The 17,625-nt window shown below is 71.3% G+C and carries 15 protein-coding genes; 10 read left to right on the plus strand and 5 right to left on the minus strand.

Going from position 1 to position 17,625, the window contains the following annotated elements; all coding sequences use genetic code 11:
• Window positions 1-24 precede the first annotated feature (24 nt).
• The 4 genes from ACIO3R_RS09425 to ACIO3R_RS09440 all read left to right on the plus strand — a co-directional run bounded on the left by ACIO3R_RS09425 (window position 25) and on the right by ACIO3R_RS09440 (window position 4,001).
• Window positions 25-1,413, plus strand: a complete 1,389-nt coding sequence (locus tag ACIO3R_RS09425) for an APC family permease (RefSeq protein WP_402104757.1) — start codon at window positions 25-27, stop codon at window positions 1,411-1,413.
• Between the two features lie 183 nt (window positions 1,414-1,596).
• On the plus strand, window positions 1,597-2,808 hold the full coding sequence (gene xseA / locus ACIO3R_RS09430; protein WP_385027226.1) for an exodeoxyribonuclease VII large subunit: 1,212 nt from the start codon (window positions 1,597-1,599) through the stop codon (window positions 2,806-2,808).
• Window positions 2,809-3,007: 199 nt separating this feature from the next.
• Window positions 3,008-3,286 carry an exodeoxyribonuclease VII small subunit gene (locus ACIO3R_RS09435; RefSeq protein WP_402104760.1) on the plus strand — a complete coding sequence of 93 codons (279 nt, stop codon included), beginning with the start codon at window positions 3,008-3,010 and terminating at the stop codon, window positions 3,284-3,286.
• A 124-nt stretch (window positions 3,287-3,410) separates the two neighbouring features.
• Window positions 3,411-4,001 (plus strand): malonic semialdehyde reductase, encoded by a 591-nt coding sequence (locus tag ACIO3R_RS09440; protein WP_385027220.1) that lies wholly within the window; start codon window positions 3,411-3,413, stop codon window positions 3,999-4,001.
• A 190-nt stretch (window positions 4,002-4,191) separates the two neighbouring features.
• Here ACIO3R_RS09440 and ACIO3R_RS09445 read toward each other — a convergent pair whose 3' ends face one another.
• Complete coding sequence (locus tag ACIO3R_RS09445; protein ID WP_385027217.1) at window positions 4,192-4,710, minus strand: DUF4245 domain-containing protein; 519 nt, start codon at window positions 4,708-4,710, stop codon at window positions 4,192-4,194.
• Between the two features lie 141 nt (window positions 4,711-4,851).
• Here ACIO3R_RS09445 and glpX point away from each other — a divergent pair, with 141 nt between their 5' ends.
• The gene (gene glpX / locus ACIO3R_RS09450; RefSeq protein WP_402104764.1) at window positions 4,852-5,883 is read left to right on the plus strand and encodes a class II fructose-bisphosphatase; all 1,032 of its coding nucleotides are present in this window, start codon (window positions 4,852-4,854) and stop codon (window positions 5,881-5,883) included.
• A 148-nt stretch (window positions 5,884-6,031) separates the two neighbouring features.
• Here glpX and ACIO3R_RS09455 read toward each other — a convergent pair whose 3' ends face one another.
• Window positions 6,032-6,403 (minus strand): WhiB family transcriptional regulator, encoded by a 372-nt coding sequence (locus tag ACIO3R_RS09455; RefSeq protein WP_123461359.1) that lies wholly within the window; start codon window positions 6,401-6,403, stop codon window positions 6,032-6,034.
• Window positions 6,404-6,564: 161 nt separating this feature from the next.
• Window positions 6,565-7,230 (minus strand): DUF1707 domain-containing protein, encoded by a 666-nt coding sequence (locus tag ACIO3R_RS09460; RefSeq protein WP_402104768.1) that lies wholly within the window; start codon window positions 7,228-7,230, stop codon window positions 6,565-6,567.
• 240 nt (window positions 7,231-7,470) lie between these two features.
• Here ACIO3R_RS09460 and ACIO3R_RS09465 point away from each other — a divergent pair, with 240 nt between their 5' ends.
• Window positions 7,471-9,138, plus strand: a complete 1,668-nt coding sequence (locus ACIO3R_RS09465) for a fumarate hydratase (protein WP_402104771.1) — start codon at window positions 7,471-7,473, stop codon at window positions 9,136-9,138.
• Between the two features lie 42 nt (window positions 9,139-9,180).
• Here the strand turns inward: ACIO3R_RS09465 and ACIO3R_RS09470 are convergent, their stop codons facing one another.
• On the minus strand, window positions 9,181-10,197 hold the full coding sequence (locus ACIO3R_RS09470; RefSeq protein WP_402104773.1) for a LuxR C-terminal-related transcriptional regulator: 1,017 nt from the start codon (window positions 10,195-10,197) through the stop codon (window positions 9,181-9,183).
• A 199-nt stretch (window positions 10,198-10,396) separates the two neighbouring features.
• Between ACIO3R_RS09470 and ACIO3R_RS09475 the strand changes: the two genes are divergently transcribed.
• Together ACIO3R_RS09475 and ACIO3R_RS09480 are read left to right on the plus strand one after the other, a co-directional pair.
• On the plus strand, window positions 10,397-11,581 hold the full coding sequence (locus tag ACIO3R_RS09475; protein WP_402104890.1) for an MFS transporter: 1,185 nt from the start codon (window positions 10,397-10,399) through the stop codon (window positions 11,579-11,581).
• A gap of 478 nt (window positions 11,582-12,059) precedes the next feature.
• Window positions 12,060-13,361 (plus strand): M18 family aminopeptidase, encoded by a 1,302-nt coding sequence (locus tag ACIO3R_RS09480; RefSeq protein WP_402104776.1) that lies wholly within the window; start codon window positions 12,060-12,062, stop codon window positions 13,359-13,361.
• 67 nt (window positions 13,362-13,428) lie between these two features.
• Here the strand turns inward: ACIO3R_RS09480 and ACIO3R_RS09485 are convergent, their stop codons facing one another.
• Window positions 13,429-14,955, minus strand: a complete 1,527-nt coding sequence (locus ACIO3R_RS09485; protein WP_402104779.1) for a ricin-type beta-trefoil lectin domain protein — start codon at window positions 14,953-14,955, stop codon at window positions 13,429-13,431.
• A gap of 117 nt (window positions 14,956-15,072) precedes the next feature.
• Here ACIO3R_RS09485 and ACIO3R_RS09490 point away from each other — a divergent pair, with 117 nt between their 5' ends.
• Complete coding sequence (locus tag ACIO3R_RS09490) at window positions 15,073-16,497, plus strand: class II fumarate hydratase (protein WP_402104781.1); 1,425 nt, start codon at window positions 15,073-15,075, stop codon at window positions 16,495-16,497.
• 95 nt (window positions 16,498-16,592) lie between these two features.
• Window positions 16,593-17,312, plus strand: a complete 720-nt coding sequence (locus tag ACIO3R_RS09495) for a DUF402 domain-containing protein (protein WP_385355391.1) — start codon at window positions 16,593-16,595, stop codon at window positions 17,310-17,312.
• Window positions 17,313-17,625 lie beyond the last annotated feature (313 nt).

Below are 17,625 nucleotides of genomic sequence, written 5' to 3' on the forward strand. Positions count from 1 at the left end.
CACCACGCGAACAACGGAGGACTCATGGCCGGCAGCGACAGCGGCAGCGATCCCGGCAGCGGCCCCGCTTCCGGCAGCACCACCGGCCGGGCGGGACTGCGGCGGACGCTGGGCTTCCGGGATCTGGTGGTCTACGGGCTGCTGTTCATCGCCCCGATGGCCCCGGTCGGCGTCTTCGGCACGCTCGACGCGAAATCGCACGGAGCGGTGGCGCTGGTCTACGTCGCGGCGACCGTGGTGATGGCGTTCACCGCCTTCAGTTACGCCCAGATGGTGCGGGTCGCGCCCCTGGCGGGTTCGGTCTTCGCGTACGCGCGCAAGGGGCTCGGGGAGGGGCCGGGGTTCATCGCGGGCTGGATGGCGATGCTGGACTACCTGCTGATCCCGGCGGTCGCCTATCTCTTCTCGGGGATCGCGATGAACTCGCTGGTGCCCGAGGTGTCGCGGTGGGTGTGGACGGCGCTGGCGGTGCTCCTCACGACCCTGCTGAATCTCTGGGGCGTCCGGGCGGCGGCCCGGGTCGGCTTCGCGGTGCTCGCCATGGAGATCGTGGTGCTGCTGGTGTTCCTGGGGTCCGCGGTGGTGGTGCTCGTGCAGGACGGGGCGCAGCGCGGCTGGCTGACCCCGCTCAACGGCGATGCGGGCTTCTCCGCGGCGGCGGTGCTGGGGGCGGTGTCCGTGGCCGTGCTGTCCTACCTGGGCTTCGACGCCATCGCCACGTTCGCGGAGGAGGTGACGGGCGGCTCGGCGAAGGTGGCGCGGGCCCTGCTGTTCTGCCTGGTGCTGGCGGGGTTCCTGTTCGTGGCGCAGGCGTACCTGGCGGCCCTGCTGGAGCCGATGACGTCGGCGGAGCTGGCCGCCGATCCGGCCGCCCAGGGGTCGGCCTTCTACGACACGGTGGACTCCGCGGTCGGGTCCTGGCTGCACGACCTGGTGGCGGCCAGCAAGGCGATCGGGGCGGCCTTCGCGGCGCTGGCCGGGCAGGCGGCCGCGGGCCGGCTGCTGTTCGCGATGGCCCGGGAGCGGCGGCTGCCCGCGCTGCTGTCCAAGGTCGATCCGCGCTCGGGGGTGCCGCGGATCGCGATCCTGATCGCGGCGGTCGTGACGCTGGTGGCAGCGGTCTGGGCGGCCCGGCGCGACGACGGCCTGGACCATCTGGTGTCGGTCGTGGACGTGGGCGCGCTGACCGCGTTCGTGCTGCTGCACGCCTCGGTGGTCGGCTGGTTCGTGGTGCGCCGCATGGAGGGGGCGCCGAGCTGGTGGCGGCACGTCCTGGTCCCGGTGGTGGGCGCCGGGGTGCTGATCGCGGTGATCGTGGAGGCGACATCGAGCGCACAGGTGGTGGGGGCCTGCTGGCTCGTGGTGGGGCTGGCGGTACTCGCCGTGCAGCAGAGGCACCGCAGGGCGGTGTGAGGTTTGTGACGTTACGGAGGGGACGGGCAGTGTGAGGTTACGAAGGGGACGGGCGGTGTGAGGTTACGGAGGGGACGGGCGAGGTTACGGAGGGGGTGAGGTCTCTCCGCGGGTCACGGAGGGGCCCGGCCGTTGCCGGGCGGAGCCGCCGCGTTGTCGGTCGTGGCGGATACGCTCGCCCGTATGGCTCTCCAAACATCCGCGGAAGCTCCGCTGCCCGTCGGTGACGTGTCACGGCTCATCGGCGGCTGGATCGACCGGCTCGGCGCCGTCTGGGTCGAGGGGCAGATCACCCAGCTGTCGCGGCGCCCGGGGGCCGGAGTCGTGTTCCTGACCCTGCGCGATCCCTCGCACGACATCTCGGTGAGTGTGACGTGCTTCCGGCAGGTCTTCGACCGGATCGCGGACGTGGTCACGGAGGGGGCGCGGGTCGTCGTCCTCGCCAAACCCGAGTGGTACGCCCCCCGCGGACAGCTCTCGCTGCGTGCCACGGAGATACGGCCGGTCGGCATCGGCGAACTGCTGGTCCGGCTGGAGCTGCTGAAGAAGTCGCTGGCCGGGGAGGGCCTCTTCGCCCTCGACCGCAAGAAGCCGCTGCCCTTCCTGCCGCAGCTGATCGGGCTCGTCTGCGGCCGCGCGTCGGCGGCGGAGCGCGACGTCCTGGAGAACGCGCGGCGTCGGTGGCCCGCGGTCCGCTTCGAGGTCCGCAACACCGCGGTACAGGGGGTGCACGCGGTGAATCAGGTGGTCCAGGCGGTGAAGGAGCTGGACGGGCTCCCGGAGGTCGACGTGATCGTAGTGGCGCGCGGCGGGGGCAGTGTGGAGGACCTGCTGCCGTTCTCGGACGAGGAGTTGATCCGGACGGTCGCGGCGTGCCGCACCCCCGTGGTCTCCGCGATCGGGCACGAGCCCGACTCCCCTCTCCTCGACCTGGTCGCGGACGTACGGGCCTCCACGCCGACGGACGCGGCGAAGAGGATCGTGCCCGATGTGGGCGAGGAGCTGGACCGGGTCCAGCAGTTGCGGGACCGGTCCCTGCGCACCGTACGGGGGCTGCTCGACCGGGAGGAACGGGGTCTGGCGCACGCGCTGGGGCGGCCCTCGATGGAGCATCCGCAGCGGATGGTGGACGAGCGCGCGGCGGAGGTCGACGCGCTGATCGGGCGCGGCCGGCGGGTCCTGGGGCATCTCCTGGACCGCGCGGACTCGGAGCTCGCCCACACCAGGGCCCGGGTGGTCGCGCTGTCGCCCGCGGCGACGCTGGAGCGCGGATACGCGGTGCTCCAGCGGGCGGACGGGCACGTGGTGCGCGATCCCGCCGATGCGGGGGCGGCCGGGGACGCGCTGCGGGCCCGCGTCTCGGGCGGCGAGTTCATGGTGCGGGTGGCCGAGTGACGGCGGCGGGTGACAGCGGCCTACGGCCGGTGGCCCGGTGACGGTGGCCCGGTGACTGCGGCCCGGTGACGGTGGCCGGGTGGCCGTGGCCGGGTGACCGTGGCCCGGTGGCCGTGGCCCGGTGACGGTGGCCGGGTGACGGTGGCCGGCAGGGCTTCGGCAATATCGACGGACATGCTCTCGCAATAAGGTGGATCACATGACGGACGACGGGACGACGGCTGCGGCCACGGGCACGCTCGGATACGAGCAGGCGCGCGACGAGCTGATCGAGGTGGTGCGCCGGCTGGAGGCCGGCGGGACGAGCCTGGAGGAGTCCCTCGCGCTGTGGGAGCGGGGCGAGGAGCTGGCGAAGGTGTGCCGACACTGGCTGGAGGGCGCGCGCGCCCGGCTGGACGCCGCGCTGGCGGCACCGGCCGCCCCCGCCGACGACAGCTCCGACGACAGCGCCGAGGACACGGCGGCCGACGCGGGCTGAGCAGTCCGCGTTCACTGTGGACTGGATCACTCCGCTCGAGTTTTAGTTGAAAGTTAACCTACCTCTCCCGTACGGTGGTCGACGTTGTCCGACCCCCCTGTACGTCCGGAAGGTAATACGCAAGATGTCCCTCGTTCTTGACCCCGCCGCCCAGGACCTCCTCTTCCGTGAGGCCCGCACCGCCAACACCTTCACCGACGAGCCGGTGACCGAGGAGCAGGTCCAGGCGATCTACGACCTGGTCAAGTACGGTCCGACCGCGTTCAACCAGTCGCCGCTGCGCGTCATCCTGGTCCGCTCGGACGACGCCCGCGCGCGCCTCGTCACGCACATGGCCGAGGGCAACCAGGCCAAGACCTCGACCGCGCCGCTGGTCGCGATCCTGGCCGCCGACAACGAGTTCCACGAGGAGCTCCCGGCGCTGCTGCCGCACTTCCCGCAGGCCAAGGACGCGTTCTTCTCCGAGCGCCCGGTCCGTGAGTCGGCCGCCTCGCTGAACGCCGCGCTGCAGGCCGCCTACTTCATCATCGGCGTCCGCGCCGCCGGCCTGGCCGCGGGCCCGATGACCGGCTTCGACGCCGCGGGCATCGAGAAGGAGTTCCTGGACGGCGACCACAGCCTGCTGATGGTCGTCAACATCGGCAAGCCGGGCGAGGACGCCTGGTTCCCGCGTCTGCCGCGCCTGGCCTACGACGAGGCCGTCAAGAGCGTCTGAGCCGCACCACAGCACCGGCACCGGCACCGGCACCGGCCGGAAACGCACGGGAAAGGCCCTGGAGCACCCGCTCCAGGGCCTTTCCCGTACCTACGCGCCCTGCTCTGACTCTGCCGCCCCGCCAGCCTGCCGGACGATCCCGTCAGCCCGTCAGCCCGTCAGCCCGCCAGCACGCCAGGCGGTCAGGACGTCAGGACGTCTTGAGCGCCGCCGCCATCTCCGCAAGCCGCTCCGGCGACGCGGACCCCGTGACGACCGTGGTCGCGCCCTTGTCCTCGCGCACGAGGGCGTCGTACTTCGGGCCCTCCCAGTGCTGCCAGGTCTCACCGGCGACCTGCTGCGTGCGCCCGGTCTTCTTCGCGTCCTGGCTGACCTGGGTGACGTACTTCTCCGCCGGAGCCGTGGACTGCTCCACCGCGACGTACTTGCCCTCCGGGTCGAGGAAGCCCAGGTGCCAGCTGTTGCCGGCCTCCTGCTCGTAACTGACGGAGGTCGGCTTCCACTTCTCGGCCAGACCGCTGGGTGCGGCCACCGGGTACGGGGCCGCTCGCCTCGCGGTCAGGAGCTCGACCCGGTAGTCGACCGCCTTGACCGGGTCGGCCTTGTCGTCGTGCGGGATGAAGAGGTAGACGACGCCGGCCACGGCGACGATCACCACCAACGACAGGAACATGTCCCGCACGGTCTGCTTGCCTCGCTTGCTTGCCACGGGTCCATCGTCGCATCAGCCCCCTCGGGACCGAATCGGGGGCATCCGCTCATACGTGACCCGGTCTGCTCATTTTATCGACCTGACGATAGAGTCACATCACCCTCATCCGGTCGTCGTCGTACAGAAAGGTGCGCTCCGATGTCCGAGCATCATCTGCCGTCCCAGCTGGAGGTCTCCCCGGAGGCCCCCGACCGCAACCTCGCGCTGGAGCTTGTCCGGGTCACCGAGGCCGCCGCCATGGCCGCCGGGCGCTGGGTCGGCCGCGGGGACAAGATCGGCGCCGACGGCGCCGCAGTGAAGGCCATGCGGACCCTCGTCTCCACCGTGTCGATGAACGGCATCGTCGTCATCGGTGAGGGCGAGAAGGACGAGGCCCCCATGCTGTTCAACGGTGAGCGGGTCGGTGACGGCACCGGCCCCGAGGTCGACATCGCCGTCGACCCGATCGACGGCACGACCCTGAACGCCAAGGGCATGCCGAACGCGATCGCCGTGCTGGCCGCCGCCGACCGGGGCGCGATGTTCGACCCGTCCGCGGTCTTCTACATGGACAAGCTGGTCACCGGCCCCGAGGCCGCCGACTTCGTGGACATCAACGCCCCCGTCTCAGTGAACATCCGGCGGGTCGCGAAGGCGAAGAACTCCACCCCGGAGGACGTCACCGTCGTCGTCCTGGACCGCCCGCGCCACGAGGGCATCGTCAAGGAGATCCGGGAGACCGGCGCACGGATCAAGTTCATCTCCGACGGAGATGTCGCGGGCTCGATCATGGCCGCCCGCGACGGCACCGGCGTCGACCTGCTCATGGGGATCGGCGGCACCCCGGAGGGCATCATCTCGGCCTGCGCCATAAAGTGCCTCGGCGGTGTCATCCAGGGCAAGCTCTGGCCGAAGGACGCGGCCGAGCGCCAGCGCGCGCTGGACGCCGGGCACGACCTGGACCGGGTGCTGTCCACGGACGACCTGGTCAGCGGCGACAACGTGTTCTTCGTGGCGACCGGCATCACGGACGGCGAGCTGATGCGCGGGGTGCGGTACCGCGCGGAGACGGCGACCACCGAGTCGATCGTGATGCGGTCCAAGTCGGGCACCATCCGGAAGATCGACTCGACCCACCGGCTGTCAAAGCTGCGTGCCTACAGCGCGATCGACTTCGACCGCGCGAAGTGACGTAGGCACGTCCAAGTGAAGGGGCGCCCCCATGTGCGGTGGGGGCGCCTTTTCGCGCAGCAGCCGGATGTTTCGCGCGACCGGACGGGCCGCGCGACCGGATGCGGTGTGACAACGGATGCGGCGTGACGGTGTGACGGTGTCTCCGTCAGCCGGCCGCGGCGATGTGGCCGGCCGCGCCGGAGGCCTTGAGCTCGGCCTCGCGCCGCCGGCGGCGGGCGAGTGCCACGCGGCGTTCGGCAGCCGTGAGGCCACCCCACACCCCGTACGGCTCGGGTTGCAGCAGGGCGTGTTCCCGGCATTCGACCATGACCGGACAGCGCGCGCAGACCCGCTTCGCGGACTCCTCGCGCGAGAGCCGGGCAGCGGTCGGCTCCTTGGACGGGGCGAAGAACAGCCCGGCTTCATCCCGGCGGCACACCGCCTCCGAATGCCAGGGGCCGGCCTGGTCCTCCCGAGCGGGGGTCCGCTGGGAAGGCACGGCGGCGACCTGCAGGGGCTGATGCGGCAGTTGCAGCACGGTCCACTCCTGACGACGGCTTCGCGGGCGAGAAGACGATGCAGCACTCCCTACCCGCTGTGCGCGCGCCTATGCACTGAGTGGCACTCAGGCCCGTTCCGCGAAATTACCGTCGCACGTGATTTCGGCTGGAATCAGTTCCTTCCGCGGCCGGCTCGCCGTCAGTGCCCGAGGTGTTTGCGCAGGCGGTCCTGGAGATCCGCAATGAACTTGCCGCGCTTGGGCTTTGCCTCGACGCTGCCGAACACCGAATAACCGTTGACCACCACCACTGGCGCCTCGGGATCACCGGATTCCAGAGTGACGACTTCGAAATTGCCGAAGATTCCCGTTCCGCTGCCGCGCAGCGAGATGGTCTCGGGAACCCGGATCTCCACACTTCCGAAGATGGAGGTCGCGTTGATCACGGTGAGACGCTGTCCGAAAAGCGCCTCGGTCAGATCGATCTCCACGCTGCCGAACAACGAGAACGCGTTCGTCCGGCCGCCGACCCGCCAGCGTCCCTTGCGGGTGGAGCTGCTGAAGACCGCGACCAGGTTGTCGGCCGGGCCCGACGCCCCCTCGGGGCCGTAGGCGTACGGCGCGGCGGAGGGCCTGGCACTCCCGCCCGGGGCGGGCAGGTCCCGTACCAGCGGCTCCAGTTCACCGACGGTCTTGGCGCGGTAGACCGCGTCGACCCGCTCGCCGTGCTCCTCCGCGGTCAGCCGGCCCTCGACCATGGCTTCCCGCAGGATGTCCGCGATCCGGTCACGGTCGGCGTCGGAGGCACGGATGACGTCGGGTTCCGCCCGTGCGGTGGGCTGCTGGGGGTGCTTTTCGAGGTCCACCGGCCCAGCGTACCCAAACGCGATAGATCGCGACTAGGCCTTGCACGGTGACGGCGAGGCGCGGAACGGGGCCGCGATCGGGACGAAGCGGGGCATCGTTCGGGGCGAAGCGGGGTCGCGATCGGGATCCTGTTCGAGTGAGCCCTACCTCACAGACCCGCCGCCCCGGCGGGGTCCTACCCTGGTGGGTGCGCTGCCCAAGGGAGGTCAGCCGCCGTCACCGAGTGAGGAATGGCCGTAATGCCAGAGTTTGCGTACTCCGATCTGCTCCCCCTGGGAGAGGACACCACGCCGTATCGTCTGGTCACCTCCGAGGGTGTCTCCACCTTCGAGGCCGACGGCCGTACGTTCCTCAAGGTCGATCCGGCGGCGCTGCGCACCCTGGCCGCCGAGGCCATGCACGACATCTCGCACTACCTGCGGCCCGCGCACCTGGCGCAGCTGCGGCGGATCGTGGACGACCCCGAGGCGTCGTCCAACGACAAGTTCGTCGCGCTCGACCTGCTGAAGAACGCGAACATCGCCGCCGCGGGTGTCCTGCCGATGTGCCAGGACACCGGCACCGCGATCGTCATGGGCAAGCGCGGGCAGAACGTGCTCACCGAGGGCGGGGACGAGGAGGCGCTGTCGCACGGCATCTTCGACGCGTACACCAAGCTCAACCTGCGCTACTCGCAGATGGCGCCGCTGAACATGTGGGACGAGAAGAACACCGGCTCCAACCTCCCGGCCCAGATCGAGCTGTACGCGACGGACGGCGGCGCGTACAAGTTCCTCTTCATGGCGAAGGGCGGCGGCTCGGCCAACAAGTCGTTCCTCTTCCAGGAGACCAAGGCGGTCCTCAACGAGGCCTCCATGATGAAGTTCCTGGAGGAGAAGATCCGCTCCCTGGGCACGGCCGCCTGCCCGCCGTACCACCTGGCGATCGTCGTCGGCGGTACGTCGGCCGAGTTCGCGATGAAGACCGCGAAGTACGCCTCCGCGCACTACCTGGACGAGCTGCCCGCCGAGGGCTCCCCCACGGGTCACGGTTTCCGTGACAAGGAGCTGGAGGAGAAGGTCTTCGAGCTGACGCAGCGGATCGGCATCGGGGCGCAGTTCGGCGGCAAGTACTTCTGCCACGACGTGCGCGTGGTCCGCCTGCCCCGCCACGGCGCCTCGCTGCCCGTCGCGATCGCCGTGTCCTGCTCGGCCGACCGCCAGGCCACCGCGAAGATCACCGCCGAGGGCGTCTTCCTGGAGCAGTTGGAGAAGGACCCGGCGCGCTTCCTCCCCGACACGACCGACGAGCACCTCGACGAGGCGGGGGACGTCGTGCGGATCGACCTCAACCGCCCGATGGACGACATCCTCGCGGAGCTGACCAAGTACCCGGTCAAGACCCGGCTCTCGCTGACCGGCCCGCTGGTCGTGGCGCGCGACATCGCGCACGCCAAGATCAAGGAGCGGCTGGACGCGGGCGAGGAGATGCCCCAGTACCTCAAGGACCACCCGGTGTACTACGCGGGCCCGGCGAAGACGCCCGCCGGCTACGCCTCCGGCTCCTTCGGTCCGACGACCGCCGGCCGGATGGACAGCTACGTCGCGCAGTTCCAGGCGGCGGGCGGCTCCAAGGTGATGCTGGCCAAGGGCAACCGGTCCAAGCAGGTCACGGACGCGTGCGACGCGCACGGCGGGTTCTACCTCGGTTCGATCGGCGGCCCGGCGGCGCGGCTGGCGCAGGACTGCATCAAGAAGGTCGAGGTCGTCGAGTACGAGGAGCTCGGCATGGAGGCGGTCTGGCGGATCGAGGTCGAGGACTTCCCGGCGTTCGTCGTCGTCGACGACAAGGGCAACGACTTCTTCACCGAGCCGGCCCCCGCCCCGACGTTCACCAGCATTCCGGTACGCGGCCCCGGCCTCGGCTGACCCGTCCCGCCTGAACCCCGGCCGCGCGTCCCCGGCCGGGGTTCAGGCGTCGAGCAGGCCCGAGGTGGCGACCAGGTAGCCGAGTTGGGCCCGGCTGGTGCTGCCGAGCTGCTCGGAGACCTTCCGCATGTGCTCGGCGACGCTGCGGCGGCTCATCCCGATCCGCCGGGCTATCGCGGCGTCCGTCTCCCCGTTGACCACCGCCCGCAGGATGGCGCGTTGCAGGTCGGACGTGACGACGGGGGTGCGCAGCGGCGCCCGCTCCGGGCGGACCGGCACCGAGCGGGCCCAGGCCTCGTCGAAGCCGCGGGCCAGGAACCGCACCAGTGACGGGTGCTGGACGCGCAGCGCGTGGTGCGGCTCGTCGGAGAACGGGACGAACGCCAGGTCCCGGTCGAACACGATCACCCGGTCGACCACCTCGGCGAGCGTCCTGATCTCCGCTCCGGCGGCGGTCACCTGCTCGACGTACGCGAGGGTCGTGCGGTCGGAGCGGACGGTGTGCTGGTAGATCGTCCGCTGCCGGATCCCCCGCCGCAGGTTGCCCAGGTCCCGGATCAGCGCTTCCTGGAGCACGGGCGCCGGACGGCCGCCCCCGGGGTGTGCGGTGCGGACCTGCTCCCGGCAGCCGTCCACCGCCGCGTCCAGCGCCTTGCTGATGACGGCCTCCCCGGACAGCCGGGTGAGCGCGGGCTGTTCGGTCCGGTGCACATCCGCGTACAGGGCCTCGAAGACGTTGAGCGCGGCGCGGGAGGCGCGCAGCGCGCGGCGCCGGTCGAGGACGGCCTCCTGGAGCGGGGCGAGCACGGCGTGGGACGCCGTCTCCGGCGGTACGGGGATCATGAATCCCGGTGAGCGGCGGTCGGCCACCATCAGGTGCAGGTCCCGGAGACATCCGGCCACCTCGTGCGCGGGAAGCCGGCCCGCCACCAGTGCGCGCCGATAGGCCGCGAGCGCGCTCTCGCACGGCTGTTGCGGGGTGGAGTCGGCCCGTGCGGAGCTGTCCGCCGACGATGCGCGGCAATCGCATGCCGGTGGGCTGGAATGATCGTCCTTCACAAGTATGCAGATTACCTTTGTACATACCGGATGAGGGCCGGGAGTTCGGCGGTTCGGCGACTATGAACGGGTGACGCCCGGCCCCGACCACACCCTCAGCCGGCCGACCGCCGAATCGGCCGACTCGCGGTACGGAGTTCGGCGTTATCGATTCCTGGTGGCCGGCTACGCCGTCTCTTCGTACGGCACCTTCCTGAATATGGTGGCGCTCAATCTGTTCGTCTATGAGACGACGGGGCGGGCTCTCGCCATGGGGTTGTTCATGGCGGTGCGGCTGGCGTCGGGATTTGCCGCCGGGCTTGCGGCGGGAGGTCTGCTCGCCCGTTTCACGGCGAAGAGCGTGATGCTCTGGACGAATATCGCGCAGGCGTCGGTGATGCTGCTGCTGGTCCTCGCGCCGGACGGGCTGCGGACGGCCGCGCTGGTCGCCGTATCGGTGGTGGTCGGCTCCTGCGGGACCCTGTTCATGGTGTCCCTGCGCAGCTCGATTCCCGAGATGGTCGGCGAGGACCGGCGCTCCTGGGCCAACTCCCTCTCCATCACCGGCCGTTCGCTGGCCATGGTGGCCGGTTTCGCGTCGGCGGGCGTCGTCGTCTCGCTCGTCGGGTACACCGCCGCGTTCGTGGTGGACACCGCCACCTTCGCGGTGTGCGCGGTGACGGTGGCCCTGCTCCCCATTCCGGGCGGCGGCGGAGGCGACGGCAGGAGGGGCGGCCGGGAGAAGCCGGCCGTCGGACCGGGGGACGAGGCCGCGCCCGCCCGCCGGCGCGGGCCCGCCGCGCTCGCCGCCCTGGCCGCCGCGCCCGGTCTGGCTCTGATGGTGGCGCTGCGGGGTGTGGACGCGCTGGGCTCGTCCTCGCACAACGCGGCGCTGCCGGTCTACTCCAGCGGGCTCGACGCCTCGCGCCCCGCCGTGTTCGTCAGCGCCTTCTGGTGCCTGTGGGCGCTCGGCAACATCGTGGTGCAGCAGTTGATCCAGCGGTACGCGCGGCGCACCGGCCGGTCCGTCGGGGCGCTGGGCTTCGGCTGGGGCACCTGTCTCATGTCCGGGGCGTTCATCCTGGCCTTCGCGGGGTTCCCGCTGGTGGCCACGGCCGCGATCGCCCTGGTCGCGGGGGCCGCGGACGGGCTCACGGAGGTCTCGTACACCTCGCATCTGCAGACCCTGCCGGCCGGGCTGCGCGCGCACGCCTTCGGGCTCTCCGCCACGGTGGAGAACCTCGGGTTCGGCGCCGGGATGATCCTGGTCGCGGCCGCGCTCGACCACTACACCCCGCTGACGGTCGTCGGCTGGTCCCACGGTGCCGCTCTCGTGGTCGCCGCGGTGTTCCTGATCCGGGTCCGGGGCCTGCGCAAGGCTCCGCCGGTCCCGCCGTCCCCGTGACCGGGCCCGGTGCCTGGACGGTCCACGTACGACTGAATTCAGCCAATCCTGTGGAGGGCGCCGCGGAGCCGCCGCGAGGGCTCGCGCGCCCGGGTACCGGAACGGGTACGGGCGGCGAGCCGCACGCCGGTCGCCGTTCCGGTGCCGGCCGGGCCCTGCGGCGCGGCCCCAGGACGGTCCCCGCCGGCCGCGGGCGCCGGCGTCGTACCGCCGCATTCGCGCAGCGGGCCGCCGGCCGGGCTTGCGGGGGGCCGGGCCGATGCGGTGAGTTGTCCGCGTCGCGGGAGAACCCGCCCCGCCCGACCCCCCGGTACGGATGCCGCCGCGCGACCCCGGCCGCACCGTCTCCGCCCGCCCGTCACCGATCCCCGCTGCCCACGGCCGCCGCGCCCGGCAGCCCCCGTCCGCCCGTCCGAAGCATCCGAATCCGCACGACCGAACCACCTTCAACGTCCCACACCGGAAAGGCGGAGACCGCATGACGCCGGTCCACCACCGCAGCCACGTCGACGATCTGCTCTCCTTCATCAGGGCCAGCCCCTCCCCCTACCACGCCGTCGCGAGCGCCGCCCAGCGGCTGGAGAAGGCCGGCTTCCGTGAACTGCGGGGTACGGACGACTGGACGGGCACCACGGGCGGCAGCTTCGTCGTCCGCGGCGGCGCGCTGATCGCCTGGTACGCCCCCGAGGGCACCCCCGCCCACACGCCCTTCCGGATCATCGGCACCCACACCGACTCGCCGAACCTGCGGATCAAGCCCACCCCCGACACCGGGTCCGCGGGCTGGCGGCAGATCGCGGTGGAGATCTACGGCGGGGTCCCGCTCAACACCTGGCTCGACCGCGACCTGGGCATCTCCGGCCGCCTCGCCCTCCGTGGCCCCGGCGGCACGACCGACTCCCGGCTCGTCCAGATCGACGAACCGCTGCTGCGGGTGCCCCAGCTGGCCATCCACCTGGACCGGTCCGTCAACGACGGCCTGGCCCTGGACCGGCAGCGCCACATCGCCCCGGTGTGGTCGCTCGGCGACGCCGAGGAGGGGGCGCTGCTGCGCCGGGTCGCGGCGGCAGCGGAGGCCGATCCGGCGGAGGTGCTGGGCTGGGACCTGATGCTCCACGACATCCAGGCGCCCGGATACCTGGGCGCGGACCAGGAGTTCGTGGTCTCCTCCCGGCTGGACAACCTGGTGTCGGTGCACGCCGGCGTCACGGCGCTGGCCGGTGCGGCGACGGCGGCAGAGGCGCCCGCGTACATCCCGGTCCTGGCGGCCTTCGACCACGAGGAGGTCGGCAGCGGCTCCGACACGGGGGCGCAGAGCCCGCTGCTGGAGCGCGTCCTGAGCCGTTCGGTCACGGCGCGCGGCGGAAGCCCGGAGGACTGGTCGCGGGCGCTGGCCGGCGCCTTCTGCGTATCGGCCGACATGGCGCACGCGGTGCACCCCAACTACGCGGAGCGGCACGACCCCGACCACCGCCCGCTGCCCAACAGCGGCCCGACGGTCAAGGTCAACGTCAACCAGCGCTACGCCACCGACTCGACCGGCATCGCGGTGTTCGCGTCGGCCTGTGAGCGGGCGGGCGCCCCGTGGCAGCCGTTCGTCTCCAACAACGCGATGCCGTGCGGTACCTCGATCGGCCCGCTCACCGCGGCCCGGCTGGGTGTCCCGACCGTGGACGTGGGAGTTCCGGGGCTGTCGATGCACTCGGCGCGCGAACTGTGCGGCGCGGCCGACCCGGGTCACCTGGCGGCGATCCTGGGCGCGTTCGTGACGTCCGGCTGACCGGGGGTGCGGGGAGGGACCGCGTACGCCCCCCCCGCACTTCTGTGCTCGATCCTCAAAGGGCCCGTTACGCGAAGCGCTGGCTCGCGCTCCCGTTGCAGGCCTGGAGCCTCAGCGGGTCGTGGGCGCCCGCCAGGGTCGCGCACAGCCCGGTGGAGGCGGCCGGGCTCAGGGTGCCCGACTGCCGGACGAACTTCTGGTTGGCCGCGCCCGAGCAGTTGTAGAGGACGAGGGCGGCGCCCGCCTTGTAGTCGGCGCCCGGTACGTCCAGGCAGCGGTCGTGGCTCAGTGCCGTACGGACGGTCCTGGTGCCGGAGTCGTACCACCAGCCCTGGTTGCGGCCGCCGTGGCAGTCCCAGCCGGTCACTCCGGTGTTGTTGCGGGTGACCGAGGCCGGGGCGTCCAGACAGCTGCTGGTGGCCTCGTTGCGCAGCGGCTTGAAGACGTCGTCCCAGGCGGCGGTCTGGAGCACGGGCGTGCCGGTGCTCGCCGGGTCGGCGCAGCTCGCCTCGCGCAGGCCCGAGTTGTAGATCTGGGTCAGGCAGGAGGCGAAGGCGCCGTGGCCCGCGGCGTTCGGGTGGAAGGACTGCCGGACGGAGTTGGAGTCCGGCGGGAAGTGCGACAGGTCGATGAAGAGGCCGCGGGCCCAGGTGGACTCGCTGCACACCTCGTGGCCGTGGAAGAGCCGGGAGTTGTCGAGGTAGACGGCTCCGGTGTCGGCGGCGGCCTTGCGCATCCCGCGTTCGAAGGCGGGAACGGCGGTGTTGCGGCCCCAGGCGGCGTCGGAGTCGTATCCGGCGCAGCCGCCGGGAAGCTTGCCGGGGAAGTTGGGGTTGTCGTAGAAGTCCGGGCCGATCGGGCTCGGGTAGCCCATGACGACGAGCTTGTAGTCGCCGTTGGCGTATCCCGCGTTCGACATGACGGTCCGCAGATCGCCCACGGTCTTCTCGACCTTGGGGACGAGCGCGTCGACGCGGGCCTGCCAGCCGCCGTTGTACTTCGGCTCGCACGTGCCCTGGAGGAGGACCCAGCGCTCGACGCAGTCCGTCATGACCGGGCCGAACTGGAGGTCGTCATTGGCACCCGCCACCAGCACGATCATCTTGATGCGGGTGTTGCGCGCCTTGATGGCGAGGTTGTCGCTCTGCACCAGTTCGTCGGCGTACTGCTTCGAACCGCCGATGACGATGTTCCCGGTGTACGCGCCGGAGCAGGAGACGTTGTACGTGACGTCGGCCGGGATGCCGGTGCGGTGGATGGCGGAGTCGGGCGAGCGGTGGCACCAGTTGTCGGGGCCGTTGGTGCCCGGTTCGTACGTGCCGACGCCCTCGCCCGAGATCTCGCTGTCGCCGAGCGAGATCAGCCCGGTCTTGCGGTCGGCGAGCGGGCGCTCGGCCGGGTCGCCGTACAGCCGGGTGGCCTCGGTGGCGCGGACGGCCTCCAGTTCCGGCGACAGTGCGGTGGATGAGGTGGCGGTGGTACCGGACTGCGCCGCGCCCGCCGGTCCGGCGGCCGCGGTCATCCCGCCCAGTGCCGCCGCCGTGGCGGCGACGGCCGCGACGGTACATCGGAGTCTGAACCCTGTGCGCCTCATTGCGCCTCCCGAGATTGTTGTTACCCACGGTATTTACTGGTCGGTAGGCGACTTGGGAATACATAGAACAAGACAAGTGCTCATCTTTTTTTCATGTCCAACGGAGGTTGAACGCGCATGAACGACGTACAGGGCCGGGACGACGGCACGGCGGCCGACGGGAAGTACCGCGTCGAGCACGACTCGATGGGCGAGGTCAGGGTCCCCGCGGACGCCAGGTGGCGGGCCCAGACCCAGCGGGCCGTGGAGAACTTCCCGATCTCCGGACAGCGCCTGGAGCGGGCCCACATCGAGGCCCTGGCCCGCATCAAGGCCGCTGCCGCCAAGGTGAACGCCGATCTGGAGGTGATCGACCCGGAGATCGCCCAGGCCATCCAGGACGCCGCGGCCGAGGTCGCGGAGGGGCGCTGGGACGCGCACTTCCCGATCGACGTCTTCCAGACCGGCTCCGGCACCTCGTCGAACATGAACACCAACGAGGTGGTGGCCACCCTCGCCACCGAGCGCCTCGGCCGCGAGGTCCACCCCAACGACCACGTCAACGCCTCGCAGTCCTCCAACGACGTCTTCCCGTCGTCCATCCACATCGCCGCGACGGGCGCGGTGACCGGCGAGCTGATCCCCGCCCTGGACCACCTCGCGGCCGCCCTGGAGCGCAAGTCCGTCGAGTTCGCGGCGGTCGTGAAGTCGGGGCGCACCCACCTGATGGACGCCACCCCGGTGACCCTGGGCCAGGAGTTCGGCGGGTATGCCGCGCAGATCCGCCACGGCATCGAACGGCTGCACGCCTCGCTCCCCCGCCTCGCCGAGCTGCCGCTGGGCGGCACGGCCGTCGGCACCGGCATCAACACCCCGCCCGGCTTCTCGGCCGCCGTGATCGCCGAGGTCGCCCGCGTCACCGGGCTGCCGCTCACCGAGGCCCGGGACCACTTCGAGGCGCAGGGCGCGCGGGACGGTCTCGTGGAGACCTCCGGCCAGCTCCGTACCGTCGCGGTCTCGCTCACCAAGATCTCCAACGACCTGCGCTGGATGGCCTCGGGGCCGCGCACCGGACTGGCGGAGATCAGCCTCCCCGACCTCCAGCCGGGCTCGTCGATCATGCCGGGGAAGGTGAATCCGGTCATTCCAGAGGCCGTGCTGATGGTCGCCGCCCAGGTGATGGGGAACGACGCGACGGTCGCGACGGCGGGGGCCGCCGGCAACTTCGAGCTGAACGTGATGCTCCCGGTCATCGCGAAGAACCTGCTGGAGTCGGTGCGGCTGCTCGCCAACGTCTCCCGGCTGCTCGCGGACCGCACGGTCGACGGGATCACCGCGAACGTGGAGCGGGCCAGGGAGTACGCGGAGTCCTCCCCGTCCGTCGTCACCCCGCTGAACAAGTACATCGGGTACGAGGAGGCGGCGAAGGTCGTCAAGAAGTCCCTCGCGGAGCGCCTGACGATCCGCGAGGTGGTGCTGGCCTCCGGCTACGTCGAGCGCGGGGACCTCACCGTGGAGCAGCTCGACGAGGCGCTGGACGTGCTGCGGATGACCCGTCCGTGACGCGGGGCGCCATGGGCCGACGACAGTGCCGGAGGCTGGGTCCCGGGGCGTCGGGAACCCGCTGGTTGCCGTGGACCAGGTCGTAAGATCCCTCCATGACAGGTACGGGAGAGACCGAGCGCTGGGCGCCGGGTGATCAGATCCTGTGGCGCTACCGCGGCAACGGACCGCTGCGGCGGGGTTCGGCGCCCGGCCGGGCGCCGAACCCGGTACACATCTGCCGCCCCGTGACCGTCGCCCAGGACACCGAGGACCTGCTCGCCGTCTGGGTGGCGCCCGGCACCGAGTGTGTGAAGCCGGTACTGGCGGACGGCACCGAGGTGCACGCGGAGCCGCTCGCCACCCGGTACACCTCGCCGCGCACCACCGCCCGCTCGCCCTGGCTGGGCAACGGGGTGCTGAAGCTGGCCCGGCCGGGCGAGCCGTGGTCGGTGTGGCTGTTCTGGGAGACCGGCTGGCAGTTCCGCAGCTGGTACGTGAACCTGGAGGAGCCGCGTACCCGTTGGGCCGGCGGCATCGACTCGGAGGACCACTTCCTCGACATCTCCGTCTACCCGGACCGCAGCTGGCTCTGGCGGGACGAGGACGAGTTCGCCCAGGCCCAGCGGGTCGGCCTGATGACCCCCGAGACCGCGCGGCGGGTGCGGGAGGCGGGCCGCGCCGCGGTCGGGGTGATCCGCGACTGGGGAGCGCCGTTCCGGGACGGCTGGGAGGACTGGCGGCCCGATCCGCACTGGCGGGTACCGGCGCTTCCGGACGACTGGGACCGGCTTCCGGATGACTGGTACCGCACCCCCTCCGCCATGCCGTCGTGAGACCCTTGATGCACCCCGTGGGGACAAACGTAGGATCGTCCCGAGGACGGCCGATCCGCCCCAACCGGCGGGCGCCGCACACGAGCTGACCGTAAATCATCAAGTCATCGCACTGGTCGCACGCTTCATGACCCGCATCAGTCGTATGAGTCGCACGAGTTGCCCGAATCGCATGAGCCACTACGAGGGGGTGGAGACGTGCTCACCGCTCGCCGCTCCACCGTAGAAAACGTTGTCACCGCTCCCGTTCACGGACGTCCGGTTTCGGCCCGCTGTTCCGGGGCATGCGATGTCAGCCGTTGTTATTGCCGCT

The sequence above is a fragment of the Streptomyces sp. NPDC087428 genome (assembly GCF_044744085.1).
Taxonomy (GTDB): Bacteria; Actinomycetota; Actinomycetes; order Streptomycetales; family Streptomycetaceae; genus Streptomyces.

Excerpts from the sequence above, each read along its gene's own strand:
- ACIO3R_RS09495 (WP_385355391.1), top strand. The coding sequence starts at position 16,593 with ATGACAGGTACGGGAGAGACCGAGCGCTGGGCGCCGGGTGATCAGATC.
- ACIO3R_RS09465 (WP_402104771.1), top strand. The coding sequence starts at position 7,471 with ATGCCAGAGTTTGCGTACTCCGATCTGCTCCCCCTGGGAGAGGACACC.
- ACIO3R_RS09480 (WP_402104776.1), top strand. The coding sequence starts at position 12,060 with ATGACGCCGGTCCACCACCGCAGCCACGTCGACGATCTGCTCTCCTTC.
- ACIO3R_RS09490 (WP_402104781.1), top strand. The coding sequence starts at position 15,073 with ATGAACGACGTACAGGGCCGGGACGACGGCACGGCGGCCGACGGGAAG.
- xseA (WP_385027226.1), top strand. The coding sequence starts at position 1,597 with ATGGCTCTCCAAACATCCGCGGAAGCTCCGCTGCCCGTCGGTGACGTG.
- ACIO3R_RS09440 (WP_385027220.1), top strand. The coding sequence starts at position 3,411 with ATGTCCCTCGTTCTTGACCCCGCCGCCCAGGACCTCCTCTTCCGTGAG.
- ACIO3R_RS09425 (WP_402104757.1), top strand. The coding sequence starts at position 25 with ATGGCCGGCAGCGACAGCGGCAGCGATCCCGGCAGCGGCCCCGCTTCC.
- ACIO3R_RS09485 (WP_402104779.1), bottom strand. The coding sequence starts at position 14,955 with ATGAGGCGCACAGGGTTCAGACTCCGATGTACCGTCGCGGCCGTCGCC.
- glpX (WP_402104764.1), top strand. The coding sequence starts at position 4,852 with ATGTCCGAGCATCATCTGCCGTCCCAGCTGGAGGTCTCCCCGGAGGCC.
- ACIO3R_RS09475 (WP_402104890.1), top strand. The coding sequence starts at position 10,397 with ATGGTGGCGCTCAATCTGTTCGTCTATGAGACGACGGGGCGGGCTCTC.
- ACIO3R_RS09435 (WP_402104760.1), top strand. The coding sequence starts at position 3,008 with ATGACGGACGACGGGACGACGGCTGCGGCCACGGGCACGCTCGGATAC.